The organism is Azospirillum sp. CT11-132 (assembly GCF_047302835.1).
In the GTDB taxonomy this organism is placed as follows: Bacteria; Pseudomonadota; Alphaproteobacteria; order Azospirillales; family Azospirillaceae; genus Azospirillum.
The window spans coordinates 760,629-785,166 of sequence record NZ_JBGLZA010000005.1; the positions used below are offsets into that span (position 1 = coordinate 760,629).

The 24,538-nt window shown below is 65.6% G+C and carries 24 protein-coding genes and 1 pseudogene; 16 read left to right on the plus strand and 9 right to left on the minus strand.

All coding sequences use genetic code 11. The annotated features are described in order from the left end of the window. Positions 1-431: 431 nt before the first annotated feature. The 4 genes and pseudogenes from ACCD06_RS23120 to ACCD06_RS23135 form a co-directional block, all read right to left on the minus strand. Positions 432-1,772: pseudogene (locus ACCD06_RS23120) on the minus strand (IS1380 family transposase). 139 nt (positions 1,773-1,911) lie between these two features. Further along, the gene (locus ACCD06_RS23125) at positions 1,912-2,238 is read right to left on the minus strand and encodes a hypothetical protein (protein WP_413343804.1); all 327 of its coding nucleotides are present in this window, start codon (positions 2,236-2,238) and stop codon (positions 1,912-1,914) included. Further along, the gene (locus tag ACCD06_RS23130; protein WP_413343806.1) at positions 2,235-3,317 is read right to left on the minus strand and encodes an IS5 family transposase; all 1,083 of its coding nucleotides are present in this window, start codon (positions 3,315-3,317) and stop codon (positions 2,235-2,237) included. Before ACCD06_RS23130 ends, ACCD06_RS23125 begins: the two co-directional genes overlap by 4 nt. Before the next feature lie 191 nt (positions 3,318-3,508). Continuing rightward, on the minus strand, positions 3,509-4,108 hold the full coding sequence (locus tag ACCD06_RS23135; protein WP_413344083.1) for a glutathione S-transferase family protein: 600 nt from the start codon (positions 4,106-4,108) through the stop codon (positions 3,509-3,511). 387 nt (positions 4,109-4,495) lie between these two features. Here ACCD06_RS23135 and ACCD06_RS23140 point away from each other — a divergent pair, with 387 nt between their 5' ends. The 3 genes from ACCD06_RS23140 (at position 4,496) to ACCD06_RS23150 (ending at position 7,521) form a co-directional block, all read left to right on the plus strand. Further along, on the plus strand, positions 4,496-5,851 hold the full coding sequence (locus ACCD06_RS23140) for a GDSL-type esterase/lipase family protein (RefSeq protein ID WP_413343808.1): 1,356 nt from the start codon (positions 4,496-4,498) through the stop codon (positions 5,849-5,851). A 293-nt stretch (positions 5,852-6,144) separates the two neighbouring features. Continuing rightward, complete coding sequence (locus tag ACCD06_RS23145; RefSeq protein WP_413343810.1) at positions 6,145-6,321, plus strand: hypothetical protein; 177 nt, start codon at positions 6,145-6,147, stop codon at positions 6,319-6,321. Between the two features lie 30 nt (positions 6,322-6,351). Next, on the plus strand, positions 6,352-7,521 hold the full coding sequence (locus ACCD06_RS23150; protein WP_413343812.1) for an NAD(P)H-dependent flavin oxidoreductase: 1,170 nt from the start codon (positions 6,352-6,354) through the stop codon (positions 7,519-7,521). Between the two features lie 219 nt (positions 7,522-7,740). Here the strand turns inward: ACCD06_RS23150 and ACCD06_RS23155 are convergent, their stop codons facing one another. The 3 genes from ACCD06_RS23155 to ACCD06_RS23165 form a co-directional block, all read right to left on the minus strand. Further along, entirely contained in the window at positions 7,741-8,328 is a 588-nt protein-coding gene (locus tag ACCD06_RS23155) for a rhodanese-like domain-containing protein (protein WP_413343814.1), read from the minus strand. Positions 8,329-8,426: 98 nt separating this feature from the next. Further along, on the minus strand, positions 8,427-9,395 hold the full coding sequence (locus tag ACCD06_RS23160) for an IS5 family transposase (RefSeq protein ID WP_413343816.1): 969 nt from the start codon (positions 9,393-9,395) through the stop codon (positions 8,427-8,429). 113 nt (positions 9,396-9,508) lie between these two features. Then, on the minus strand, positions 9,509-10,330 hold the full coding sequence (locus ACCD06_RS23165) for an IclR family transcriptional regulator (RefSeq protein WP_413343818.1): 822 nt from the start codon (positions 10,328-10,330) through the stop codon (positions 9,509-9,511). Between the two features lie 37 nt (positions 10,331-10,367). On the opposite strand from ACCD06_RS23165, the gene ACCD06_RS23170 reads away from it, so the two are divergent. The 7 genes from ACCD06_RS23170 to hpaI all read left to right on the plus strand — a co-directional run bounded on the left by ACCD06_RS23170 (position 10,368) and on the right by hpaI (position 16,408). Further along, positions 10,368-11,123: a flavin reductase family protein gene (locus ACCD06_RS23170; protein ID WP_413343820.1), complete on the plus strand. Its 756-nt coding sequence runs from the start codon at positions 10,368-10,370 to the stop codon at positions 11,121-11,123. Between the two features lie 73 nt (positions 11,124-11,196). After that, positions 11,197-12,585 (plus strand): MFS transporter, encoded by a 1,389-nt coding sequence (locus tag ACCD06_RS23175; RefSeq protein ID WP_413343822.1) that lies wholly within the window; start codon positions 11,197-11,199, stop codon positions 12,583-12,585. A gap of 28 nt (positions 12,586-12,613) precedes the next feature. After that, positions 12,614-13,492, plus strand: a complete 879-nt coding sequence (locus ACCD06_RS23180; RefSeq protein WP_413343824.1) for a fumarylacetoacetate hydrolase family protein — start codon at positions 12,614-12,616, stop codon at positions 13,490-13,492. 3 nt (positions 13,493-13,495) lie between these two features. Beyond that, positions 13,496-14,299: a 2-oxo-hept-4-ene-1,7-dioate hydratase gene (gene hpaH / locus ACCD06_RS23185; RefSeq protein WP_413343826.1), complete on the plus strand. Its 804-nt coding sequence runs from the start codon at positions 13,496-13,498 to the stop codon at positions 14,297-14,299. Positions 14,300-14,312: 13 nt separating this feature from the next. Further along, entirely contained in the window at positions 14,313-14,714 is a 402-nt protein-coding gene (locus ACCD06_RS23190; RefSeq protein ID WP_413343829.1) for a RidA family protein, read from the plus strand. 30 nt (positions 14,715-14,744) lie between these two features. Further along, positions 14,745-15,635, plus strand: coding sequence for an amidohydrolase family protein (locus tag ACCD06_RS23195; protein ID WP_413343831.1), 891 nt, complete (start codon positions 14,745-14,747; stop codon positions 15,633-15,635). Next, positions 15,632-16,408 (plus strand): 4-hydroxy-2-oxoheptanedioate aldolase, encoded by a 777-nt coding sequence (hpaI, locus tag ACCD06_RS23200; RefSeq protein WP_413343833.1) that lies wholly within the window; start codon positions 15,632-15,634, stop codon positions 16,406-16,408. Before ACCD06_RS23195 ends, hpaI begins: the two co-directional genes overlap by 4 nt. Positions 16,409-16,438: 30 nt before the next feature. Here hpaI and ACCD06_RS23205 read toward each other — a convergent pair whose 3' ends face one another. Together ACCD06_RS23205 and ACCD06_RS23210 are read right to left on the minus strand one after the other, a co-directional pair. After that, positions 16,439-16,819 carry an arginase family protein gene (locus tag ACCD06_RS23205; protein WP_413343835.1) on the minus strand — a complete coding sequence of 127 codons (381 nt, stop codon included), beginning with the start codon at positions 16,817-16,819 and terminating at the stop codon, positions 16,439-16,441. A gap of 536 nt (positions 16,820-17,355) precedes the next feature. Continuing rightward, positions 17,356-18,084, minus strand: a complete 729-nt coding sequence (locus tag ACCD06_RS23210; protein WP_413343837.1) for a GntR family transcriptional regulator — start codon at positions 18,082-18,084, stop codon at positions 17,356-17,358. A 125-nt stretch (positions 18,085-18,209) separates the two neighbouring features. On the opposite strand from ACCD06_RS23210, the gene ACCD06_RS23215 reads away from it, so the two are divergent. The 6 genes from ACCD06_RS23215 to nikE are packed head-to-tail and all read left to right on the plus strand — an operon-like array spanning position 18,210 to position 24,522. Further along, the gene (locus ACCD06_RS23215) at positions 18,210-18,383 is read left to right on the plus strand and encodes a hypothetical protein (RefSeq protein WP_413343839.1); all 174 of its coding nucleotides are present in this window, start codon (positions 18,210-18,212) and stop codon (positions 18,381-18,383) included. Beyond that, complete coding sequence (locus tag ACCD06_RS23220) at positions 18,358-19,581, plus strand: M20 family metallopeptidase (RefSeq protein ID WP_413343841.1); 1,224 nt, start codon at positions 18,358-18,360, stop codon at positions 19,579-19,581. The genes ACCD06_RS23215 and ACCD06_RS23220 overlap by 26 nt, the downstream gene beginning before the upstream one ends. Continuing rightward, the gene (locus ACCD06_RS23225) at positions 19,578-21,164 is read left to right on the plus strand and encodes an ABC transporter substrate-binding protein (protein WP_413343843.1); all 1,587 of its coding nucleotides are present in this window, start codon (positions 19,578-19,580) and stop codon (positions 21,162-21,164) included. Before ACCD06_RS23220 ends, ACCD06_RS23225 begins: the two co-directional genes overlap by 4 nt. A gap of 4 nt (positions 21,165-21,168) precedes the next feature. Then, positions 21,169-22,116, plus strand: a complete 948-nt coding sequence (locus ACCD06_RS23230; protein ID WP_413343845.1) for an ABC transporter permease — start codon at positions 21,169-21,171, stop codon at positions 22,114-22,116. Continuing rightward, entirely contained in the window at positions 22,109-22,939 is an 831-nt protein-coding gene (locus tag ACCD06_RS23235) for an ABC transporter permease (RefSeq protein ID WP_413343847.1), read from the plus strand. Before ACCD06_RS23230 ends, ACCD06_RS23235 begins: the two co-directional genes overlap by 8 nt. Beyond that, positions 22,936-24,522 carry a nickel ABC transporter ATP-binding protein NikE gene (gene nikE, locus ACCD06_RS23240; protein ID WP_413343849.1) on the plus strand — a complete coding sequence of 529 codons (1,587 nt, stop codon included), beginning with the start codon at positions 22,936-22,938 and terminating at the stop codon, positions 24,520-24,522. Before ACCD06_RS23235 ends, nikE begins: the two co-directional genes overlap by 4 nt. The last annotated feature ends 16 nt before the right edge of the window (positions 24,523-24,538 follow it).

A 24,538-nucleotide genomic window follows, 5' to 3' on the forward strand; every position in this document is an offset into this window, starting at 1 on the left:
CTCCTGCACACCGACTATTCATTAGAGAGTAAATGACATTTAAATAGATATCCGTTGCGAAAACGAACCTATAATAAATTTCATAAGAAATATACCTAAAAGTTTGTTATATACATATTACGAGACGTAATATTCTGTTGCTGCGCCAGGGGCGTCGCAGTTTGCTTTCCTTGTTAGAATGAATGTTGAAAATTTTGATAAATTGCGTGAGATGGATTGCAGCAGGACCGAGCCACCGGCCAAGTAGCACTCACGTTACCATGGAGCAGCGGGCAGGTGGAGAGGCGGATCAACCGCCTTAACCCGGATCATTCATCAGCGTTTTGGAACGGCGGCCCGAAGGCGCGTCGATAGGGGGCGCCAATGGCGCGGCATGACGGGGCTGGAGGGTTGCGGGGATAGGTTTATTCAGGGGCACGTCGCCCCGGCGTTCACGGCGGCAGCTTGACGGTGCGGGCCGCCAGCATCGTCAGGCTTTCCTGGTAGGAAAAGCTGGTCGGCAGCGACAGCTTGATGCGGGTCCTCATCTCGGTGACCTGCGCCGCCACCTTGATGAGGCCGAGGCGCAGCGTGTCGAACTGCGCCTCGCGCCAGAACGATGCCTTCGACGCCAAGCCGCGCAAGGTGTGCAGCAGCCAATAGGCGGCGGTGTGGATGAGCAGCCGGAACTGATTGGCGGTTGCCTTGCTGCACGAGGTCCGATCGGAGGCGAGGTGCAGCTTATGCGCCTTGATCAAATTCTCCATCTGGCCGCGGGCGCAGTAGATCGTCTCGTACAGCGCCTTGGGCGTGCCGGCCAGGTTGGTCACGATGAACCGGCTGTCGGTGCCCTGGGCCGACGCCTCGATCCGGGCGATGACCTGCCGCTCGACCTTCCAGGTGCGGGCGGCGTAACGGAGTTCGCCGAAGCGCCGGACCTTGTCCGCTTCGCCGGCGATCCGGCCCATCGCGGCGTCCTCAGCCAGACCGGTGACCCGCCTGAGCAGGACTGTGTTGCCGCCCAGGCCGAAAACTTAGCCGACACGGTTGCGCTCGCACCAGCTCATCGCCTCATGGCGGCCGTAATGGCTGTCGCCGCGCACCAGGATATCGACGCGCGGCCAGCGGGCGCGGATGGCGCGCACAATGTGGCGCAGCACCAACGCCACCTCGGCGCCGTCCGGGGTTTTGCCAAGCCGCAGGATCACGGCGACTGGCTTGCCTGTCGTCGCCTCGTAGATGTGCATCGGCAGGAAGCAACGCCCATCGTAATGGGCGTGGAACAGCGAGAGCTGCTGGGCGCCGCGGACGCGATCCTCGGTGTCGTCGATGTCCAGCACGATGCGCCGAGGCACCGTGGCGAAGCTGTCGCAGAACAGGTCGACCATGGCTGCCATCATGCGCTTGAGGGCCACTGGGCCGGGCAGGTTCTCCAACCGGCTGATCGTGGGTTGGGAACACAGATCGGCGCCGCTTTCAGGCAGCCGCCCGACCGCCATCTTGAAGGCGGGATCGCTGCGCAGGGTATCGCAGTCATTGGCATCCGGGTAGCCGGCGGCGATCAGCAGAGCGCGGAAGCGGATCATCTCCGACAGCGTGTGCTGGATGCGCTCGGGAGCGCGTGGATCCTCTATGCAGCGCGCCAGACGCTCGCAGATCCCAAGCCGCCGGTCGATCTCCGCCAGCAGCAGGACGCCGGCGTCGGAGGTGAGACGGCCGCCATCGAAGGCGGCGAGGACCGGCTTGCCGGCAACCGGTGACAAGCCGGGCAGAACCCCGGTACTCTCGGTCATGGCGGGCGTGAACTCCGTTAATCCGTGGTGAGACTGCTTCAGCACCAGAATCATACACGAATTCAGCGGCTTAACCTCACGCCCGCCGCCCCAGCTTCAGCTCTGGTGAATTATCCAGGTTAACAGGCCGCTGAAAAAGCTACCAGCGATGAGCCTTGAGCTGGATCTCGTCGCCGTGGCGGATGCTGATTTCAACCTCGAGGCTCCCATTCTCGGCCAATTCGGCCGTGCCGGTGCCGCGGATGGGCGTCATCTCGTCGTCGCCCTCGAAGTCGAAGAAGATGATGCTGACGCCGGTCTCGCACACCAAGCCGGCCTGAAGAGCACCGAACACCATCTCGCCACGGCCGTTCTCGTCGAAACAGATGTAGGCCGGCTCGACCAGATCGAGATACGCGCGGTCCCACTGGTCGGCTTCGGTGAGGCGCCATTTGCCGAGCGCCTTGCAGCGCCGCGCCGCCGTCATGGTGTCGCCTCCAGCAGCTTGGGCAGCCGGATCAGTTTGTAGGCCGCCGTGGCGAAGGTGAAAGCCCAACCCACCCGGGCCGTGCCGCGGAAGCGGCTCTTGCGATGACCGGCCACCACCTTGACCCAGCCGAACACCTCCTCGATGCGCTCGCGGCAGCGTAGGCTCACCTCGTAGCCGGAATGCCGAGTGGTGCGCGCGTCGATGCGCGTACGCCGCCCCGACGTGTTCTGCGCTACGTGTGGCGTCGCCTTCAGTGCCCGCAGGTCGGCCACAAAATCCGCCGTGTCGTAGCCCTTGTCAGCACCCACCGTAATACGGTGCCGGCCCTCCATGGCGCCGATCAGGTCCAGCGCGGCGCTCCGCTCGGCGGTGCCGCTGGCCTGCGTCAACCTCGCCCCAACCACCAGACCGTTGCGGTTCTCCATCAGCACGTGTCCCATGAAGCTGAGCTTGGCTTCCTTGCCGCGTCCCTTGCGGAACAGCCGGGCCTCGGGATCCGTCACGCTGGCGTGCGTGTCATTGCGGCGCCGCTCGCCATGGAAATCGCGTTCGCCGTTGCGCCCCGGCCCCGGCGGCTCGCCACCGCCGTCCTTCGGCCGGAAACCTTCCACGCTGGCCCACGCCTCGATCAGCGTGCCGTCCACCGAGAAGTGCTCGTCGGAGAGCAGGCCCTTCACTTTGGCGTGCGCCACCACGGCGCTTAGGAAAGCGCCGGCCACGTCGCCGTCAAGCAGGCGGTCGCGGTTCTTGGTGAACACCGTCGGGTGCCAGACCAGATCGTCCACGCCCAGCCCGACGAACCAGCGGAACAGCAGGTTGAAGTCGATCTGCTCAGCGAGTTGACGCTCCGAGCGGATCGAGTAGATGGCTTGCAGCAGCAGCGCCTTGAGCACCTGTTCGGGCGGGATGGACGGCCGCCCGGTGCTGGCGTAGAGCCCGGCGAACGCGCCGGCCATGCCGGCAAGCACTTCGTCCACAACCGCCCGGATCGCCCGCAGCGGATGCTTCGCGGGAACCCGCTCCTCCAGCGACACGTAGCTGAACATTGCGCCCTGATGCGACTGCCGTCCGCGCATCCCCGTGACCTCGCCTGACCGCCATAAGGCAAGCGAATCACAACCGCGCCGCGACAGGAAGGGTGTTTTTCAGCAGCCTAAACGTCTCAAATGCCAGATATTCAGCGAAGCCAACTTGGCTTTGCTCCGGAGACCAGCCGTCCTGCCGGCTTGATCCACTCAAAGTTCGCAACGCCCGAGCCGGAACAGGGCTACTGACTCCACAATACGGCCAAATGACCGTTGCTGGTTCGCATGAAGACGTCCAATCGCGCGGGGTGGTCGCGACCACTGCGCTCCGTACTGACGGCCGTTGGCAGAGTGCCATCCGCCGACCTTCTGGAGGTCGGACGCGAGTTGCAGCCCCAGCAACCGCTCGAAGGCGTCCAATATCGGAAAATTGCTGTGAAGGCAGCATCGACAAGACTAAGGCGCTCACCGCCGAACCACGGACCCGTCGACGCCGGCTCGACTTGTGTAAAGCGGCGGCGCAGCATTTCCGCTTTCGCCTGATAGACCGATTGGTCCGGCGCGGTGTAAAGCTTGGCAATGTCGGCAAGCGTCGACGAAGCGAATTCGACCCAGGCCCGGTGACGGGCACGGACAAGAGGATCGGCAGGCAAGAGCGGACTTGGTGCGATCTCATCGAGATACTCTGCGATCACGGCGCTTTCGAACAGGATATGTTCGGCGCCCTGATCCACCCGCACCCGCAGGAGCGGCGTCTTGCCCGTCGGCGACATGGAGAGGAACCTGTCCGGCTTGTTGGCAAGATTGATGTCGATGCGCTGGTAAGTGCTTCCCTTTCCCAGCCGCGACGATCACGGCGCGCCGAACGGATCGGCACATTCCCTGACGACCGAGGTCAACCATCGCTCGTCAAGTGCGCATCGGGATCTACAGTAGCTTCCAGCCCCCGCTCGGCTGCGGCGAATGAAAGATCACCTGAACGCCTGAACACTCCCAGCCAGGGCCTTCGAAGCCGAGCTGCGGATCGTTACCACCGAAGAAGAAGCTTCGCAAGCTTATCAAATATATGGGTATAATTGTTATTTATACCAATACTGTGGATTCCCACAATTGGATTAACGAGCGATTTATATACACTTCCAAGAAAACGCTCCGGATATCGACATTCATCGCGCGCAGTGAATACACACTACATGAGCGCGACTGCAAAATCAGTAAGGGAGGTAACCATGATATCCAAGAAGCTCAATCTAGGCCTCATTGCATTCTTGTTCCTTTCTGTTCCAGGATTGGCCATAGCCCAGTCGAGCGAAGCTCTTGTTTGGAAAACCAGTTGGGTTGGCCCGGTGCAGGGACCCTATCCGGTGGGAAATCCATCTGCCCAGCCCGATCAGCGCTATGCGTTCCCGGACTCAGAGAAAGGTGCGGTTGACCAGACCTTTCGCCTGATCGTCCGGCCGAGCCTGTGGGGCAGGCAGGCGCGCATCCGCCTGTCCAATGCGTTCGGGACGAAGCCGGTCACCTTCGACGGCGTCCATATCGGCGTCCAGTTGGGCGCCGCCGCTATCGTCCCCGGCACGAATCGAGAGGTCAGGTTCGGCGGACGCGACAATATCGTGATCGAGCCGGGCGGCTCGATCTGGAGCGACCCGGTCGACCTGCCCGGAGCGGCCGACCCCACGGCTCCGCTCCTCCAAGGGCGGAAGCTGGCAGTGAGCTTTCATGTCGCCGGTGAGAGCGGCCCGATGACGTGGCATGCCAAGGCCATGCAAACATCCTACCTCACACCGCCAAGCAGCGGAGCGAGCGGAGCGGAGGAGGATGAGCGGGCGTTCGCCTATTCCACCTCTTCGTGGTTTTTCCTCGACGCGCTCGACGTGCAGGCTCCAGCCAACACTCCTGTCGTTCTGACCTTTGGCGATTCGATCACCGACGGCACGGCATCGACAATGAACGCCGATGACCGTTGGCCAGATTTTCTCTCGCGCCGCATATTGCAGATCTACGGCGCCAATCGCGTCGGCGTCCTGAATGGTGGGATCGGCGGAAATCAGGTGGCCGGACCGGCCGAATACGGGCCGAAAAAGCCGTTCCCTGGAGGCCCCTCTGCGACGCAACGTCTGGAACGCGACGCGCTCAGCCTGTCCGGTGTCACGACGTTCGTTTGGCTGGAAGGGATCAATGACTTCAGCAAGAACGGCAATGCGACTGTGGAAGCGGTTCAGGACGGCATGCGCAATGCCGTAGCCAAACTGCGCGCCAAGGGCATCAGGGTAGTCGGCGCGACGGTGGTAAGCGCCCTGGGCAGCACCAGCAGCGCGCATGGATTCACAGAGCAGGATGAAAAACGCAAGGCCCTCAACGATTTTATCCGGACCGCGGGCCTGTTCGACGCAGTGATCGATTTCGACGCGATCGCCACCGATCCGCGATCAGGTGGCCTGAAGGCTGAATTCGTTCCCGAATCGACAACGGGAGGTCCCGGCGACAAGCTGCACCCCAATCGTACCGGCTATCACACTATGGGCTTCGGCATCTCCCCTGAACTCCTTCTGCCCGGCCTGCTGGCGAAGCAGGTCAAATGACGAGAACCCGCTCAGAGCATCGGCATCGGGGTCGCCTATTATCCCCTTCGGAATGGAAAGGAGTTCAGTTGATGGCTCCATCCGACTGGACGACCAGAAGTGCGGAAATCATCGCCACAGGTTCTATGTAGCGTTTGCGCCGGGGCGGCGATCGGTCAAGACCCAGCCCATTTCGACGACTGGGGTGACAGAGGGATGCGGTCCAAGAAGGATCCGTTCAAGAGCTGGCAGTGCACGGCGGAGGTGATCCTTTGGATGCTGCGCTGGTACCCTTCAGGTCCCGATCCACCACCGTGACCTGGAACAGACGCCGGCTGGCCGCGGCGTGGCCGTCGAACACGACGCGGCTCGGCTTCAAGAGCTTCCACACCACACACCGGACGATCGTCTGCTACGAGATCTTGGCGATGGTCCGCAAAAGGCAGGTCACCGCCATCCCGGCAAACGACATGCCCGCTCAGGCCGCCTGAAGACGCAGCCTCCTCGGCTAACCGCATCGGATGTCGATCTTTGCAACGGAACCTTATGCCGGGATCACGTCACTTCCTCTCCAACGCCATTTAGGCAGTGCCAAAGACATGTGGAAAACAAACTCACTGACAAACCTCCTGTCAATCGATGTTCCCATCATACAAGGTCCGTTCGGCGGAGGACTTTCTTCGGTGCAACTCACGGCTGCCGTTTCCCAAGCGGGCGGCCTAGGCTCTTTTGGCGCGCATCATTTACCGCCGGAGCAAATCGTCGCCACAGTGAACGCGCTGCGCGCCAAAACGTCGAAGCCTTTCGCTCTCAATTTATGGGTCGACGGGCACGATGCGGCAGTGTCCCAGTTCACGTCGGCGCAGTTCGACCGTCAAATGGAACGGCTACGCCCCTTCTTCGAAACGCTCGAACTGGAGCTGCCGACACCTCCAGCTCGCTTCGGCCAAGTGTTCGACGAGCAGATCGAGGCTGTGCTGCAATCATCACCACCGGTTTTGAGCTTCGTTTTCGGCGTTCCTTCCCCCGAGGTGATTCGCGCGTGCCGGGCACGCGGCATCGTCACAATCGGCACGGCGACCACTCCGGAAGAAGCCGTTGCGGTCGAAGCGGCTGGCCTCGATGCCGTGGTCGCTACCGGGCAGGAGGCCGGCGGGCATCGTGCGGCCTTTCTGAAAGCACCTGAAGAGGGGATGATCGGAACCTTAGCATTGGTCCAACTCGTCCGAACCCGGGTTCGGCTCCCAATTATTGCCGCCGGAGCAATCGCCGACGGCAGAGCTGTTGCATCGATGTTGGTATTGGGCGCGGACGGCGTTCAGGTAGGCACTGCATTCTTGGCTTGCGAAGAATCCGGTGCAAGCGAAACGCAACGCAAGGCCATGTTTTCCAAGGAGGTGCGGGAGACCGTTCTAACGCGGGTCTTCTCGGGGCGGCTTGCCCGATCCATCCGCAATCACTTCACCGACACGATGACCGCCTATGAGGGCGACGCCGCGCCGTATCCTATTCAGGGCTGGATGACCGGGCAATTGAAAGCAGCAGCAATTGCGCAGGATCGAGCCGACCTGATGTCGCTTTGGGCCGGACAGGCGGTGCCGCTTCTGCGTCATCGCAGAGCGACTGACTTATTCGCGGATTTGGTCAGAGAGACCGATCAGGCTTTGCTGCGGTATCGTCATGAAGTATAGCGAGCCAGGGCGTTCGGGGTCTCTCCCGCGTTGTAGGACCCGCGTTGGCACATCGGCGAATTGCGGGATCATGCAGCCATTGCAAGAGCATTATCATGGCAACAGAGCCTGTGCGCAGAATGAACTGACGGTATGGATACCCCTCTTTCCTCGGCATCGGAGCTGCTAGCATGTCGTGTTTGTCCGACCTTGCAATGGAGGGCAGCATGATCTGGTCGCCTACCAACTGCCGATGGCCGGCGTCATCGGCAGCCCGGCCGCCCTCCACGCCCCGATGCCACCGCGGCACCAGAGGACGGATCGGTAGCCGAGCGCAACGGCCCGTAGCGAGGCGTTGTAGGACAGCCAGCATTCCGCCAACAGGCAGTAGAAGACGATCGATCGCTGCCGGTCGCCGGCGGTAAGTTGGGCCAGCCGGCCACCGAGCTTGACCTGCAGCGGTTCGTCGAAGCCCTTGCCCAGCCCCGCGTCCACCAGCCAGACCGACTGTGGCAGGCCCGGATGGGCGGCCACGCCCAGTACGTCGACCAGCACCACCGACGGATCGGTGGTGAGCAGCCGCAAGAGGTCCGCGGTCGCGACGGTCCGCGCGCCCGGAACCGCCGTCGGCGTGCGGGCGTGATAGCGGCCGACCAGCAGCGTGCCGCGCGGCGAAATACCCCAGTCGGCCGCCTCGACCGCATAGGTCCTGTCAGCCAGGGCGATACCGGCGAGTTGGGAGCGGTCGACGGAACGGGAGGTCTGGCATGCCACCAGCGACAAGGTGGCGGCACACAGCGCGGCGGTGACCCACGTCAATCCGGTCATACTGTCCTCGTGAATATGAGAGAACGGTTTGGAGTGACCATGGACTTTGTTGCAGCGAGTCAATTTCGCTTGCAGGAAGCCCTTTCCCGGCGTCGTGGTTACGCGACGCGGATGAAGTCCGGGTGTCCGAGGTCGAGCATGCGGTTCAGGGTCCGGACCGCGATGGCGATCTCGGCGTTCCGCCGATCCTCGGTTTGGAACCGCAGACCGTCACCTATGACGCGCTTCCAGTGACTGAAGAACGCCTCGACCAGGGCGCGGACGGTGTACCGGAAGGCTTTCTGCCACGCCAAGCGTCCGTGCTCAGCGATGTACTGAAGGTGCTGGTCGCGCTGCGTTGGGTCGGTCGCGGCGTTCGCGCTCGGCACCGCCGTGGAGCGAGGCGGCACGACCACGGCGACGTCCAGCGTGTGCTCCGCCACGGCTGCGGCCACGCCGGTCTGGTCGTAAGCCCCGTTGGCCACGAACGCGGCAAGGGGCTCCTCAACTTGGTCCAGCAGAGCACCGACCTGCGAGCCGTCATCAACACCGTGGTCGGTCAGGGTCGCCGCGAGGATCCGCCCGGTCACAGCATCCAGTCCGACATGCAGCTTCTTCCACGCGTGTCGGCGCTGGGTACCGTGCTTTTCGACCGACCATTCGCCGGGACCGCACAGCTTCACGCCCGTGCTGTCGACCAGCAGCTCCACAGCGCCGCCCGATGAGACCGGTTCCGAAGGGAGGCGCAGGGTCTGTGCGCGACGGCTGAGGGTGGAATGGTCGGGGACGGCAAGCTCCACGCCAACCAGTCGGACGATGGAGCCGACCAAGCCTTCGGTTTGGCGCAACGGCAGCCGGAACACGGCGCGCAAGGTCAAGGCTGTCGTGATCGCCAGGTCCGAGTAGAGGCGCTGCCCGCCGGGCGTGGTCCGCGTCTCCGCCCGCCAGCGCGCGACCGCCTCCGGCGTGAACCAGACCGCCAGGCTGCCGCGCGCCCGAAGCCCCGCGTCATACCCCGCCCAGTTGCGAACCCGATGGCGCTGCTTCGGAATGTGATGGCGGCGGGATGCATTGGCTTTGAACAGCATGACCGAACCAGCACGAGAGCGAAGGGCTGGCCTTCTACCGCGATAGCCCGAACGCCGCAACTGAAGGCCTCGGTGCAACAAGGTCGTGCCAAGGAGGTGTCGCAACCTGACAACTAGCTCCTCCGGCTTACCAGATTGCCGATGATATCCTCCACACCTTGACGGAGCCTATCGACCACGTCCGGTTCTCGCCTTGCGGTCAGCCGCCGCTGTACCGCGGCGAGGGTCAGGGCAGCTTGGGGGCTGCCGGCCGGTCCGGTGAAGGCCACCGAGATCGCCTTGGTCCCCGGCACAAGGCCAATGTTACGGATACAGAACCCCAGTCTGCGCGCCTCGGCCACTTCGGCGGCGGCAGTCTCCTCCGCCGTGCGGTAGCGTTTGAAGCGCTCGCGATTGCGTTCCAGGATTTCGGCAGCCTGTTCGGCCGGAATCTGTGAAAGCAGCGCGATGCCGGCACTGCTGACCCCCAAAGGGCGGCGCGTGCCAACCTCCAGCGAAATGACCTGGATCGGGAAAGGACCGATGCGGCGGGCAATGCACAGCGTGTCCAGGCCGGTCCGGATGGTCAGGAACAGGGTATCGCCCAAGATCTGCGACAGCTCGTCCAGGGGATGCTGCGCCGCCGCCAGCAGCGGCGACCGCGACGACCGTGCCAATGCCAGCAGCGGCACCTGCTCACCGATGGCGTAGCGCCGGCTTCTCGGCTTCTGCTCCACCACGCCTTCGTCCAGCAGGACGCGGACGATCCGGTGCACCGTCGGACGGCTGATCTCGGTGACGCGCGCCACTTCCGACAGCGACACACCGGCATCGCGGCCCTCAGCGATAATGCGAAGGATCGTCAACGCCCGGCGGATGCTCTGCGCGCCGTCTACTGGCTGCGCATCCGCCGTCCGATCCACAGGATCGCCATGACCATCATCGGGTCCGTCCATTTCCAAATTCCGGCTTGCTTCACATGAAGTCCACATTATGGACAGTTTTGCCGCTTTTCAATTGGCCGCTCCGGCCGATCGTGAGATCCTGCAATCAGCAAAGCAGAATAATCGCACTCCAAACAATCTTTTCCGCAGCGGTTGCCGGCGGACAGCTCCCGGCTTCCGTGGAGAAATCACAATGCGCATTGCCGTCGAGAATCTGGATGCAGAACGGTCCTATCGCCTGATTACTGGATTGGTCGTCCCCCGACCCATTGCCTGGGTGACGACGATTTCGCCGGTGGGCGGCGTCAACCTGGCTCCATTCAGCGCCTTCACGTTTGTGGCGCCGAAACCGCCGATGCTTGCAATCAGCGTCGGCCACAAGGCCGGCAGCTACAAGGACACCGCCAACAACATCCTGCGCACGGGCGAGTTCGTGGTCCACATCGCCGACAGCCCGCTGATCGATGTCGTCCACCGCAGTGCAGTCGAATTCCCGCCCGACGTCAGCGAGGCCGAGATGCTCGGACTGGACACCGTGCCCGGCGAACGGATCGCGGTGCCGCGTGTCGCCGCAGCGCCGGTGGCGATGGAATGCCGGTTCCGGCACTGCGTTGAGTTCGGCGAGACGCGAAGCCGCCTGCTGGTCGGCGAGGTGCTGGTCATCCATCTCCGCGATGGGTTGGTTGCGGACGGCAAGGTCGAAACGGCGGCACTCGATCCTATCGCCAGGGTCGCCGGCCCCACCTATGCCCGCCTGGGTGATCTCATCCGGATGCCGTCGATCCACCAAACATCGAAAAGCTGAAACCGAACGTCGAAGTCCGATAAATCCGCAGAGAATCAAGAACAATACTCTGCAACCGGGAGAAATGCCCCCTATGCCGGAGTCATCCGCGAACACCTACACGTCATTCCAACGCACGGCCATCATCGTCTCTTGCATGCTCGGCTTTGCGCTCGACCTGTACGACGTGCTCATCATGCCCTACCTGATGCCGTCGATTCAGCATTCCCTGTCCATCTCGCTGACGGAGGTCGCCAGCATCACCAGCTGCACCCTGTTCGGGTCGGTCCTGGGTGGGGCACTCTTCGGATGGCTGGGCGACCGCATGGGCCGCAAGGCGTCCCTGCAATTCACGCTCGGCCTATTCGCGGTCGGCTCCGTCGCTTCGGCCTTTGCATGGGACTACTGGTCCCTGGCCGTCCTGCGTTTCGTGGTCGGGATCGGCCTTGGCGGTGAATGGGGCGCCGGCATGGTGCTGTTCAACGAAACCTGGAACCCGCGCCGCCGTGGTCTAGGCAGCGCGCTGATCCAAGGATCGGCGGTGGTCGCTTCCTCCTGCGCGTCGATCATCGGCATCTGGGCGATCTCCAGATTCGGACAGGAGATGGGGTGGCGCGTCGGGCTGCTGACGGGCGGTGCGCCGCTGATCCTGATGATCTTCATCCGCTTCTGGATGCCTGAATCGAAGGCCTGGATCGAGTTCGACCGCAAGCGCAGGAGCGGCGAGGTTCCGGCAGCGGTGCGGACCGGCAACCCGCTGGCGGTTCTCTTCCGCGGGCGATTGGCCTGGGTCACCACGGTCTCGCTGGTTTGGCTGATCGGTTACATGTTCTGCTACTACAGCATCATCGTCTTCATGCCGACCCTGATGCTGCGGGTGCTGGCGACGCCGCCGGAAGCGGTGCAGGTCACCATGGTCGTCGCCTCGGTGGTGGGTGGCATCAGCTACATCGTGATGGGCTGGTGCAACGACCGCTTCGGCCGCCGCTTCGGTGCCGTCGCGCCGTGTCTGGCGTGGCTGGCCAGCCTCGGTCTCCTCTACGCCGCCAACGGCACGCAGTACGCCGGCTCGCTGCTGTCCTGGCCTCTGCTATGGATCGCCGTGCTGTTCGCGGTCGGCAACTCCGCCCTGGGCGTGGTCGGCGCATGGCTCTCGGAACTCTATCCGATCAATGTGCGTGCCACCGCGGTCTCGACCATCTACATGGCCGGGCGCGCTGCCGGCAGCCTCGCCCCGGTGATCGTCCCGATCGCGGCATCGGGCATGGGCGGGCACCTTGCCGACGGCATGCTGATCGCCCTGCCGGCCGCCGTCCTGTTTCTGATCGCCTCTCTGGTCCTGCCGGAAACCCGCGGTCGCTCGCTGGATGCCGATGCCGATGCCGCCGACGCTGACTTGGTCGATCATGGCGGTGCCATGGGCGGCACCCAGGATGCGCACACGCACGCCGACCGGATCGCGTCCAAGTCCCAGCACGCCTGATCGTCCAGGCACACAACGGAAAACCGCTATGAAACTGCTGAGCTACCTGCCGCCCGGGTCTCCTGACGGTCAGGCCCGCTACGGCGCCATGACCGACCGTGGCATCGTCGACCTGACGGCCCGGATCGGTGTCGACTTCCCGAGCCTGCGCGCCCTCATTGCCGCCGATGCGCTGGAGACCGCCCGCCGCGTGCTTGCTGCCGCCGATGGTGTTGTCGATCACGATCCGACGGAGGTGATCTTCCTGCCGCCGATCCCGGAGCCGCAGAAAATCTGGTGCATCGGCGTCAATTACCGCGACCGCAACGCCGAATACCGCGACAATTCCGACCTGCCAAAATACCCGAGCCTGTTCGTCCGGGCGCCGACCTCCTTCGTCGGCCACGGCCAGCCGGTCGTGCGGCCGCGCCAGTCCGAACAGCTCGATTACGAAGGCGAACTGGTGCTGGTGATTGGCAAGGCGGCCCGCCATGTGACCGCCGAGCGGGCGCTTGACCACGTCTTCGGCATGACCCTGGCGAACGAGGGCACGGTCCGCGACTGGCTGCGCCATGGCAAGTTCAACGTCACGCAGGGGAAGAACTTCGACCGCTCCGGCAGCATCGGCCCCTGGATCGTCACCGCCGACGAACTGGCGCTCGACCGTCCCCTCGACCTGTCCACCAGGGTCAACGGCGAGTTGCGCCAGCAGGACGACACCGGCCGCCTGATGTTCCCGTTCGCCGACCTGATCGCCTATTTGACGAGCTTCGCGACGCTGATGCCGGGTGATTTGATCCTGACCGGCACGCCCACCGGCGCCGGCGCCCGCTTCGACCCGCCGCGCTGGCTGGAGCCGGGCGACCGGGTGGAGGTCGAATGCACCGCCATCGGCACCCTGCGCAACGACGTTGTTGACGAGGAGTGAGCCATGCTGCCTGAAGCAACCATCGCCGGGCTGGCCCGTCGTCTCGATGAGGCCGAGCGGACCGGCACGCCGCTCCGGATGTTCACGCGCGAGCATCCGGAAATGACCCTGAGGGACGCTTACGCCGTCCAGCGCGCCTGGGCCGAACTGAAGATATCCTCCGGTCGCGTGGTGAAGGGCCACAAGATCGGCCTGACCTCGCGCGCCATGCAGACAGCCGTCGGCATCGACGAGCCCGATTACGGTGTGCTGTTCGACGACATGGTCCATCACGACGGCGACGTGATCGCCGCCTCGCGTTTCCGCGAGCCGCGGGTGGAGGTCGAACTGGCCTTCATCCTCGACAAGCCTCTGCGCGGGCCGGGCTGCACGCTCTACGACGTTCTGGACGCCACCCGCTACGTCACGCCGGCCTTGGAAATCCTTGACGCGCGCATGCACCGCCGCGATCCCGAAACCGGGGTCGGGCGCACGGTGGTCGACACCATCTCCGACAATGCCGCCAACGCCGCCCTGGTCCTGGGCGGCCGGCCCGTCCGTCCAGGGGAGGCAGACTTGCGCTGGATCGCGGCACTCCTGTTCCGCAATGGCCGCATCGAGGAAACCGGGGTCGCCGCCGGCGTGCTCAATCACCCGGCGATGGGGATCGCCTGGCTCGCCGACAAGCTCGCTGCCCATGGCGAGTCGCTGGCGGCGGGGGAGATCGTCCTCGCCGGTTCCTTTACCCGGCCGATCGATGTGTCCGCCAGCGACACCATCCATGCCGATTACGGCCCCTTCGGGTCCGTTTCCTGCCGCTTTTCCTGAGGAGCCCGTCCTTATGTCCTCCGCCCCCGCCATGTCCCGCAGGACCAGCGTCACTGTCCACGGCTTCAAGCACGTCAACCCGATCCCCAACGCCTCGCGCATCGGCAACCTGCTGGTCTCCGGCGTCATTCTGGGCGTCGACCCGGCCACCGGTGCGGTGGCTCAGACGCTGGAGGCGCAATGCGCCCACATGTTCGCCCATGTCCGGTCCATCGTCGAGGCCGGCGGCGGCAGCACTGACGACATCATCAAGATGACGGTCTGGCTGCGCGACCGGTCCCGGCGCGAGGCCCTGAACGAGGAGTGGATCAGGATGTTCCCGGATCCGGACTCACGGCCGGCCCGCCATGCGCAGCCCCTGACCGCCGACGGACCGTCGCTCGTCCAATGCGACTTCATGGCCGTGATCGGCTGACCACACCGCAAGCCTCATGGGTTCTCCGCCATGCCAGACTATTTTCCGTTCGATCCGCATCCGCGCACCCCGTCGGTGTCGCTGCCGCCGCTGGCCTGCGACAGCCAGTTCCACGTCTTCGGTCCGAGGGAACGCTACCCGGTCCAGCCGGGCGCCGTCTACGAGATGCCGTCCGCCACCATCGAGCGTGCCCTGGCGCTGCATGCCACTCTCGGGCTGCAGCGCGGCGTCATCGTGCAGGCGACGACCTACGGTGCCGACCATCAGGTGGTCCTCGATGGCCTTGCCGCCGCCGGCCCCAATTACCGCGGCTGTGCCAACGCGTCGGTGCTGAAGACGGCGTCGGACTCCTATCTCGACCGGCTGGACGCCGCCGGGGTGCGCGGGGCGCGCTTTTCGCGCGCCGGCCTCGGCATCACGCTGAGCCCGCAGGACATCGAACGGGCGCTGGGCAAGGTGCGGGAACTGGGCTGGTACGTCAAAGTCCAGCCGCATCCAGACGATTTCCTGACCGCAATCGCACCCTTCGAGAAACTCGACGTGCCGGTGGTGATCGACCACATGGGACGCCCGGATCCGCAACGCGGCCTCGATGACCCAAACCTCCGCAAGGTGCTGGAACTGCTGGACACCGGCAACGTCTGGGTCATGCTGTCGCTCGGCGAGAAGACCTCGAAGGCCGGGCCGCCCTGGGACGATGTCGTCCCGCTGGCCCAGACGCTGATCGAGGCCGCGCCCGACCGCTGCATCTGGGGCAGCGACTGGCCCCATCCGGTTTCCACCCGCCAGCCGCCCAACGACGCCGACCTGATGGAACTGCTGTTCCGATACGCCCCGGACGATGAGCAGCGCAGGCGCATCCTCGTCGACAATCCGGCCAGGCTGTTCGGCTTCCCGGCAGCGGACGAGGGGAGGCAATGATGGAGAACCGCTTCAAGACGGCATTGCGCAATGGGCAGCCGCAGATAGGGCTGTGGCTGGCGCTGGCCGATCCCTACAGTGCGGAAATCTGCGCCACCGCCGGCTTCGACTGGCTGCTGATCGACGGCGAGCATGCTCCCAACGACCTGCGCGGCATCCTGGCCCAGCTTCAGGCGGTTGCCCCCTACCGAAGCCAGCCGGTGGTCCGGCCGCCCGTCGGCGATCCGGTTCTGATCAAGCAGTTGCTCGACATCGGTGCCCAAACCCTGCTGGTGCCGATGGTCGATACCGCGGAACAGGCGGCCGAACTGGTCAAGGCGACACGCTATCCGCCGAATGGCAGGCGCGGTGTCGGCAGCGGGCTGGCACGCGCATCCCGCTGGAACGGCATTCCCGGCTATCCTGGAAAGGCCGACGCGGAGGTCTGCCTCCTGGTTCAGGTGGAAAGCCGCGAGGGGTTGGACAATCTGGATGCCATCGCCGACACCCCCGGCGTCGACGGTGTGTTCATCGGCGCGGCCGACCTTGCGGCGTCGTTCGGCCATCTCGGCAATCCTGGGCATCCGGAGATCTGTCGGCGGGTCGACGATGCAATCGTCAGATTGACCGCATCGGGCTGCCCGGCCGGGGCCCTGACCGGCGATCCGGCACTGGCAAGGCACTATCTTGAACTGGGGGCAAGATTCGTCGCCGTCGGCACCGACGTTTCAGTGCTGACTGGCAAAACACGCGAGCTTGCCGCCGGATTCGGGCTGGAAAGGTCGACGAGGTGACGGTGCAGAGTCTCTACTGCAAATGTGTCCTCACCCCCTCAAAGCCAGTGACCGTCGCGCAGGCTGCCTTCCTGCGGACGGTCGCTCGACCGGCCGGCAGGGATCAGCCCCGCTGCTGCCGAACCCTTTGACGGCGAGGCACAGGATGTCGAACAGCATCTGCACCCCTGTCTGGGCGGTGGTTGTGGTGGCGTCATACTTCGAAGCCACCTCAATCACGTCGCCGCCGATGACGTCGAGCCCGGCCAGCCTTCGGAGAAGCTCGATCGCCGCCCGCGTGATCAGCCCGCTGACCTCCGGCGTACCGGTGCCCGGAGCGAACACCGGGTCGAGGCAGTCGACGTCGAAGGAGACATAGACCGGCCCATCCCCACCACCGCCATGGGCTAGGGGGCGGTAGACGAGCGTCACCCGCTGTCGTTCGGCCCGGGCGGCTGTTTCAAGGGCACCGGCGGTCCCACCCACCTCCGCCCGATGGTCGAGAAGGCCGACGTCATCCTGCTGATCGGCAACCGCACCACCCAGAACGGCACCGACAGCTGGTCGCTACTGGCTGGCTCCCTTGATCCTGTGTTACAGCAAGCCGAACTCATGGGGGCGCCGCCATGCCAACGATGACGGACTGGACGATTCGACACGCGGTGTTGCGGATCCACGGGTGCGACCTGGCGGTGATCTGGCGGGGGCCGGACTTGTGGGCCTGGGTCGTCACGGTCGCTGGCGAGCAGGTTCGTTCCGGAACTGCGCGCACCATGGTCGGCGCCCAGGATGCCGCATCGCGTGCTGCGAAAGCCCATGCGGACAACGGCGGCCGCGTCCAACTCCCGCTGTTCTCACAGCGTCGATGCTGTGCGCGGTACCGCTCAAGCGGAAGGTCCGGTCGCCTCCCTTGACCGGTTGCCGGGGCGGGATCGGCGCCAGCCTGGCCCTGTTTGCTTTCTCGTCCGTCAGCGCACTTCGTTTACATATCTGTGATCGTCCGTCAGCGTCCTGTGGTGGCTGATGATGGTCAAGGTTCCGGTCTGGTCGAACGCCTCCTCGTCGATTACCAGAAGCGGCGTCGGGTCGGGAACGCCAAGGTCGGCGCGATCCTCGGCAGTGGCTAGTCCGGCTGAGACCCGCTCGCGCACGGCGGAAATGCGGATGCCGTGAACGTCGAGCAGATGAAGGTAGAGCCGCTGCGGCACCAGTGACGGATCCAGCGGGAAATCGGGCACCCGGCGGGCCACCAGCGCGATATGGGAGCGCATCACCGCCCGCCCCTCCACCCGGCGCAGCCGTGTGATGCGGATCAGCGGCTCCCCCGGCTCCTCGCCCAGCAGGGCGGCCTCGTCCGCAGTCGTCGGACTGCACATGATTTCCGTCACCACCGCCTCGGACGACAGCAGCCGACCATCGCCGCCATGCAGGCGGTAATATTGAAAGAAGAAGCGCAGGCTGTGCTGCGGCGTGCGCCCGGTGACCACCGTCCCGGTCTTGCGCCTGCGCATCAGCATGCCGTCCGCGGTCAGGTCGGCCAGAGCACGGCGCATCGTTCCCACCGCAACCCCATAGTCGGCGGCCAGCGCGACTTCGCCCGGCAGCACCATGCCGGGCGGCCATTCACCCAGCAGAATGGCTTCCGCCATGCGGCGCTTGACGTGCTCATAGAGTGGGATCGGCAGGTCGCCCGCCATGTTTGCCGCCTTTTTGTTCATCACCGCCTCAAAAATAGTCAGAAATTGCTCGAATGTTGATGATTGACAAAGATTTGTGCGCCGGTCACATTTCTTTATAGAATATAGAAAATGGCGAGGGAGTCATGGACAATCCGCACGGATACGGCCAGCGCACGGGCGACGACTCCCTTGATGCTGCCATGGCATGGATCGCGGGTTCGGCCGAACCTGCTGTGGCCGATCTTGCCCGTATGATTGCTGTCGACACGTCCTTTCCTCCCGGTGCCGGCTATGACGCCTTCCGACCTGATGGATGAGCTGATCGCGCCGCTGGGCTTCCGGTCCAGCCGGATCGTCGTCCCCGACGCCCTTTGGCAGGTGCCCAACGGGCCGGCGTCCGGCCGGCGCACCAATCTCATCGGCGAGCGGGAGACGGGCAAGCCCGTTCTCGGGCTTTATTTCCATGTCGACACCGTGCCCGCCGCCGCCGGCTGGGACAAGGTTCCGCTCCGCCTGACCCGCGAGGGCAACCGGCTGTACGGTCTGGGCGCCGCCGACATGAAGGGCACGATCGCCGCCGTGCTGCTGGCTTTGCGGGCTGCCGAGGCCTGCAACCTGCCGCTGGCCTACGACCCGATGCTGCTGTTCTGCACCGACGAGGAGGGTGGGCTCTATCCCGGCGTGCGGTATCTCGCCGAGCAGGGGCTGCTGAAGGGCCATATCCTGAACTTCAACGGCAGTGCGGCACCACGCATCTGGGCGGGTTGCTTCGGCCTGTTCAACCTGCTGGTCAGGCTGCACGGCCACACCGTCCATGCCGGCGAAGGCAACCGTTCAGGCTCCGGCGTGAACGCCATTGAGGCGGCGCTGCCGCTGCTCCAGGCATTGACCGACCTCAAGCCGGTGGTGGCGCAACGGACCTCGGCCCTGCCGCCGCCGCCGACCGCATCCGGCCCGCTGACGGCGCGGCTTGACATCGCCGCCGCCCATGGCGGCATCTGCGGCGGGCAGGTGCCCTCGCTGTTCGAGATCCTGGTCTGCCGCCGCTACGCGCCGGAAGAGGATTACGAGGAGGCACGGGCTGAAATCGAGGCGGCCATCGCCCGGGCGATGGCCGGGGCTCCCGACATCGCGGTTGACATCCAACTGGTCGGCCATCTCGCCCCGACCGGCGATCCGACCGGCCCGCACTGGCCACGCTGGCAGGCCGCGCTGTCGGCCGGCTTCGGCTATCGCCCGGACCAGTTCCGCGCCTGGGGGGCGGCCAGCTGCTCCGACTTCGGCTGGGTCCAGCGCACCGGCATGCAGGAGGTGCTGCTGACCGGGCTTGGCCGGCCGGAGCGCAACGTCCATTCCCCTGACGAACACACCACAGTCGCCGACATCATCGCCCTGGCACAGAGCGTGCTGGCCTATCTGGCGGCCGGCTTCGCTCCTGACCTGATCCCCGAGAATACCGATCTGAACGCCGTGCCGACCTCAGGCCGCGGCCCGCAGAAGGAGTCCGACCGATGAGTTCCGTGACCCGCCGCCTCTTCCTCACCGGGACCGCCGCCGGCCTCGGCGCCCTGCCCGCCTTCGGTCTGCCGGGTGCATCGCCGGCCTTCGCCCAATCGGCCTCAGCCAAATCGGCGCCGGGCCGCGGCGGCGTGCTGCGCATCTCGGTCGACCAGGCCGCCAGCGTCATCCATCCGCTGCGCACCCGCGTGAACCCCGAATATCTGGTGGCCGAGCTGCTCTATTCCGGCCTGACGCGGCTCGCCGCCGGCATGAAGGTGGAACCGGACCTCGCCGAATCCTGGTCGGCCGACCAGACGCTGACCGAATGGACCTTCGTCCTGCGGCCAGGGCTGACCTTCCACGACGGCTCCGCCTGCACCGCTGCGGACGTGGTCGCGACCTTCACCGCCATCCTCGATCCCAAAACCGCCTCGCCGGGCCGCACCAATGTCGGCCCGATCAAGGAGGTGACGGCCAAGGACGAGCGGACCGTGCTGTTCCGCCTGACCTCACCCTATGCCGACCTGCCGGTGGCGCTGGCCTACACCAATGCCCGCATCATCCCGGCCAAGGTGATCGAGACCGACCTCGACAGCCTGTCGCGCAGCGCGGTTGGCACCGGGCCGTTCAAGTTGGTTTCTTTCGAACCTGACCGCAAGATCGTGGTGGAGCGCAACCCCGCCTATTACGACCCGGCCCGTCCCTATCTCGACAGCGTCGAGGTGCTGGTCTATCCCGACCGCACCGCCGAAGCCTCGGCTCTGATCTCCGGCGACATCGACCTGATGATGGGCACAGCGCCCGGCGAATACCAGCGGCTGGAGAAGGCCTCCGGCGTCAAGGCGCTGCGGGTGCCGTCGGGCCAGTTCCTGAACGTCAACATGGGCTGCGACCAGAAGCCCTTCTCCGACCCGCGCGTCCGCAAGGCGCTGGCGCTCTCCGTCGACCGCGAGGCGATGGTGGGCTTCGTCGCCGGCGGCTACGGCACCCCCGGCAACGACACGCCGATCAGCCCGGCCTACCGCTTCTACAGCGAGCAGCCGCTGCGCAAGGCCGACCTCGCCCAGGCGAAGAAACTGCTGGCCGAGGCCGGCTATCCGAACGGCGTCGACCTGACCATGATCGCGTCGGACAAGCCGGGCACCCGCACCGAGCTGGCGGTCGCCATCCGCGAGATGGCGAAGCCCGCCGGCTTCCGCATCCAGGTGCAGACCATGCCGCACGCCACCTACCTGGATCAGGTGTGGAAGAAGGGCAATTTCTACGTCGGCTTCTACAATATGCAGGCCACGGCCGACGCCGTCTTCTCGCTGCTCTACACCTCCGAAGCCGCCTGGAACGAGACTCGCTGGAACAACAAGGCGTTCGACGCCCTGGTCGCCGAGGCACGGGCCAAGACCGACGAGACTGAACGCGCTGCCCTCTACACCAAGGCCCAGCAGCTGATGCATGACGAGGTGCCGTCGGTCATCCCGGTTTTCTTCGACCTGCTGGCGGCGCGTCGCGATTACGTCGAGGGCTACGAGCTGCACCCGCGCGGCTCGGTGTTCCGCCTCGACTTCGTCTCGCTCGGGGCCGCGGCGCCCAAGCGGGGTTGAGGCCGTGAGCGCTTCCTGGCTCCTGCGGCGGCTGGCGCTGATCCTTTACACGGTCTTCATCGTGTCAGTGCTGGTCTTCGGCATCACCCAGGCCCTGCCGGCCGACGCCGCCGTCACCCTGTTGGGCGAGAACGCCACCGCCGAGGCGCTGAACGCAATCCGGGAGCGGCTGGGCCTCGGCGACCCGATCTGGTGGCAGTATCTGCGCTGGGTCGGGCACGCCGCGACCGGCGATTTCGGCCTGTCGATGCGCACCGGCCAGCCGGTGGGGCCGGAGATGCTGACGGCGCTCGGCCGTTCGCTGCTGCTGGCCGTCGCCGCCATCCTGGTCATGCTGGTGATCGCCGTGCCCCTGGGCATGGTGGCGGCGGTGCGCCAGGGCAAGCTGGCCGACATGGCGACCGGGCTGATCTCCTATCTCGGCGTCTCCTTCCCGGAATTCGTCACCGCAACGCTGCTCGCCATGCTGCTGGCCGACACCCTGCAGTGGCTGCCTGCCACGGGCTACGTCTCGCCCCTTGAGGATTTCGGCGGCGCGGTGCGGCATCTGGCGCTGCCAGTGCTGACCGCCTCGCTGATCCTGGTGGCGCATGTCGCCCGCATGGTGCGGTCGGAGACGCTTGACGTGCTGCACAGCGACTACATCCGCGCCGCCCGGCTGAAGGGATTGCCGGAACGCACGGTGCTGGTCCGCCACGCCCTGCGCAACGCTTTGCTGCCGGTGGTCACCATCGTGGCGCTGGATGTCGGTTATCTGCTCGGCGGCATCATCGTCATTGAGGAGATCTTCGCCATTCCCGGCATTGGCCGGCAGCTGATGGTGGCGGTCACCGCCCGCGACCTGCCGTCAATCCAGGCCGGCGCCCTCATCATGTCGGCGACCTATGCCGTCGCCAACACGCTGGCCGACGTCGCCTATGCCTTCCTCGACAAGAGGATCCGCTATGACTGACCTGCTGCGCCGCCTGATGCGAACGCCGCAAGGCGCCATCGGCCTGTTCCTGCTGGCGATCCTGGCCGCGGTGTGCCTGTTCGGCCCCTGGCTGGCGCCCCACGATCCGGAGAAGATGGATTTCCTCGGCCGCTTCCGCCCGCTCGGCGCCCAGAACTGGTTCGGCGCCGACCAGTTCGGCCGCGACGTGCTGAGCCGCCTGCTGGTCGGCGCCCGTTCCACCCTGCCGATGGCGCTGGCCGCCACCCTGCTCGGCACCGTCGCCGGAGCAGTGGTCGGCACCGCCTCGGCCTATCTCGGCGGGCGCTGGGACGAGGCGATCATGCGCACCATCGACGCGGTGATGGCGGTGCCCGGCCTTCTGCTCGCCCTGCTGCTGGTCAGCACGCTGGGCAACGGCGCCGGCAACGCGATGATCGCCATCGCCGTCACCTTCGCGCCCGGCATGGCGCGCGTCACCCGCGCGGTGGCCCTCACCGTCCGCGGCCAGGACTATGTCAAGTCGGCCACGGTACGCGGAGAGAGCGCGCCCTGGATCATCTTCCGCGAGATGCTGCCCAACGTGATGGCCCCGGTGGTGATCGAGGCGACGATCCGCGTCTCCTTCGCGGTGATGCTGTTCGCCACCCTCAGCTTCCTCGGCCTCGGCGCCCAACCGCCGGCGTCCGAATGGGGCCTGATGGTGTCGGAGGCGCGCCAGTACGTCCATCAGGCGCCTTGGATCATCATCGCGCCGTCGCTGGCTATCGCGCTGACCGCCATCGCCTTCAACCTGCTCGGCGACGGGCTGCGCGACGCCATGAACCCGCGGGACGAACGATGACCGCAGTCCTCTCATTGCGCGACTACACGCTCGACTATCTCACCGGCAGCCGTCCTCTGCGGGTCCTCCAAGACATCAGCCTCGACATCGCGCCCGGCGAGGTGCTGGGGCTCGTCGGCGAATCCGGCTCGGGCAAGAGCACGCTGGCCTGGGCGATCATGCGGCACTTGCCGAAGAACGCCCGCGAGCTGTCCGGCAGCATCCGGCTCGGCGACACCGACCTGCGCAGCCTGCCGCCGCGCGCGCTGACCCGCATTCGCGGCCGGCGCATCGGCATGGTGTTCCAGGATCCCTCGACCGCGCTGAATCCGACGCTGACCGTCGGCAGGCAGGTGACGGAGACGCTGGTCAACAACCGCGGCCTGACCCGGCGTGCCGCCTGGGACTTGGCGCTCGAACTGCTGGGCCATGTCGAGCTGCGCGATCCCGAGGCGCTGATGCGGCGCTATCCGCACGAGATCTCGGGCGGCGAGAAACAGCGCATCCTCATCGCCACCGCCTTCGGCTGCCGGCCGGAACTGATCGTCTTCGACGAGCCGACCACGGCGCTCGACGTCATCACCGGCGCCCGCATCCTCGACCTCTTCGCCCGGCTGCGCGCCGAGACCGGGGTGGCGGCGCTCTACATCTCGCACGACCTCGCCCTGGTCTCGCGCGTCGCCGACCGGGTGGCGGTGATGAAGAAGGGCCGGCTGGTGGAGGAGGCGCCGGCCGCCTCGATCTTCTCTCGCCCCGCTCACGAGGAGACGCGCAAGCTGGTGGCGGCGGTGCCGCGCCCGGAAAACAGGCTGGTCCACGACCGGCCGGGAGACCGCGTCCTGCTCGCGGCCGAAGCGGTCTCGGTCCGCTATGCCCGGCCGCGCCTGTTCCGTCCGCCTCCGCCGCCGGCGACCCACGCGGTCGGCTTCGACATCAAGGCCGGCGAGATCCTGGGCATCGTCGGCGAGTCCGGTTCCGGCAAATCCTCCATCGCGCGTGCTCTGACTGGTCTGGCTGACTTCTCCGGCGGCATCCGCTTCGACGGCCGGCCGATCGCCTCGGCGCGCGACATGGACGGCGCTTACCGCCGCGCGGTGCAGATCGTCTTCCAGCATCCCGACGGCTCGCTGAATCCGCGCCAGACAGTCGGCGAGATCCTGTCGCGTCCGCTGAAGCTGTTCGGCACCGGCTCAGCCGACCTCAGCACCGAGATCGGCCGGATGCTGGAACAGGTGCGCCTGCCGGCTGCCTATGCCAAGCGCTGGCCGCACCAGCTCTCCGGCGGCGAGAAGCAACGGGTCGCCATCGCCCGCGCCTTCGCCGCCCGGCCGTCGCTGGTCATCTGCGACGAGATCACCGCCCCGCTCGACGTGTCGGTCCAGGCCTCGATCATCGAGCTGCTGCTGTCGCTGCGGGCCGAGACCGGAGCCGCCTATCTCTTCATCACCCACGACATCAATCTGATCCGCCAGATCGCCCACCGCATCGCCGTGATGCGCCGGGGCGAACTGGTCGATCTGCTGCCCATCGACGCGGTCGACGCCGACCATGTCCACCCCTACACGCGCGACCTGATGGCCGCCTCCCCGACCCCGGTCGGCTGACCCGCTAGGAACCTTC

Coding starts and splice junctions, on each gene's coding strand:
- ACCD06_RS23160 (WP_413343816.1), bottom strand. CDS start 9,395: ATGCTGTTCAAAGCCAATGCATCCCGCCGCCATCACATTCCGAAGCAG.
- ACCD06_RS23170 (WP_413343820.1), top strand. CDS start 10,368: ATGGACAGTTTTGCCGCTTTTCAATTGGCCGCTCCGGCCGATCGTGAG.
- ACCD06_RS23125 (WP_413343804.1), bottom strand. CDS start 2,238: ATGACGGCGGCGCGGCGCTGCAAGGCGCTCGGCAAATGGCGCCTCACC.
- ACCD06_RS23165 (WP_413343818.1), bottom strand. CDS start 10,330: ATGGACGGACCCGATGATGGTCATGGCGATCCTGTGGATCGGACGGCG.
- ACCD06_RS23130 (WP_413343806.1), bottom strand. CDS start 3,317: ATGCGCGGACGGCAGTCGCATCAGGGCGCAATGTTCAGCTACGTGTCG.
- nikE (WP_413343849.1), top strand. CDS start 22,936: ATGACCGCAGTCCTCTCATTGCGCGACTACACGCTCGACTATCTCACC.
- hpaH (WP_413343826.1), top strand. CDS start 13,496: ATGCTGCCTGAAGCAACCATCGCCGGGCTGGCCCGTCGTCTCGATGAG.
- ACCD06_RS23175 (WP_413343822.1), top strand. CDS start 11,197: ATGCCGGAGTCATCCGCGAACACCTACACGTCATTCCAACGCACGGCC.
- ACCD06_RS23210 (WP_413343837.1), bottom strand. CDS start 18,084: ATGGCGGGCGACCTGCCGATCCCACTCTATGAGCACGTCAAGCGCCGC.
- ACCD06_RS23180 (WP_413343824.1), top strand. CDS start 12,614: ATGAAACTGCTGAGCTACCTGCCGCCCGGGTCTCCTGACGGTCAGGCC.
- ACCD06_RS23215 (WP_413343839.1), top strand. CDS start 18,210: ATGGACAATCCGCACGGATACGGCCAGCGCACGGGCGACGACTCCCTT.
- ACCD06_RS23220 (WP_413343841.1), top strand. CDS start 18,358: ATGACGCCTTCCGACCTGATGGATGAGCTGATCGCGCCGCTGGGCTTC.
- hpaI (WP_413343833.1), top strand. CDS start 15,632: ATGATGGAGAACCGCTTCAAGACGGCATTGCGCAATGGGCAGCCGCAG.
- ACCD06_RS23190 (WP_413343829.1), top strand. CDS start 14,313: ATGTCCTCCGCCCCCGCCATGTCCCGCAGGACCAGCGTCACTGTCCAC.
- ACCD06_RS23235 (WP_413343847.1), top strand. CDS start 22,109: ATGACTGACCTGCTGCGCCGCCTGATGCGAACGCCGCAAGGCGCCATC.
- ACCD06_RS23155 (WP_413343814.1), bottom strand. CDS start 8,328: ATGACCGGATTGACGTGGGTCACCGCCGCGCTGTGTGCCGCCACCTTG.
- ACCD06_RS23150 (WP_413343812.1), top strand. CDS start 6,352: ATGTCGATCTTTGCAACGGAACCTTATGCCGGGATCACGTCACTTCCT.
- ACCD06_RS23225 (WP_413343843.1), top strand. CDS start 19,578: ATGAGTTCCGTGACCCGCCGCCTCTTCCTCACCGGGACCGCCGCCGGC.
- ACCD06_RS23140 (WP_413343808.1), top strand. CDS start 4,496: ATGATATCCAAGAAGCTCAATCTAGGCCTCATTGCATTCTTGTTCCTT.
- ACCD06_RS23195 (WP_413343831.1), top strand. CDS start 14,745: ATGCCAGACTATTTTCCGTTCGATCCGCATCCGCGCACCCCGTCGGTG.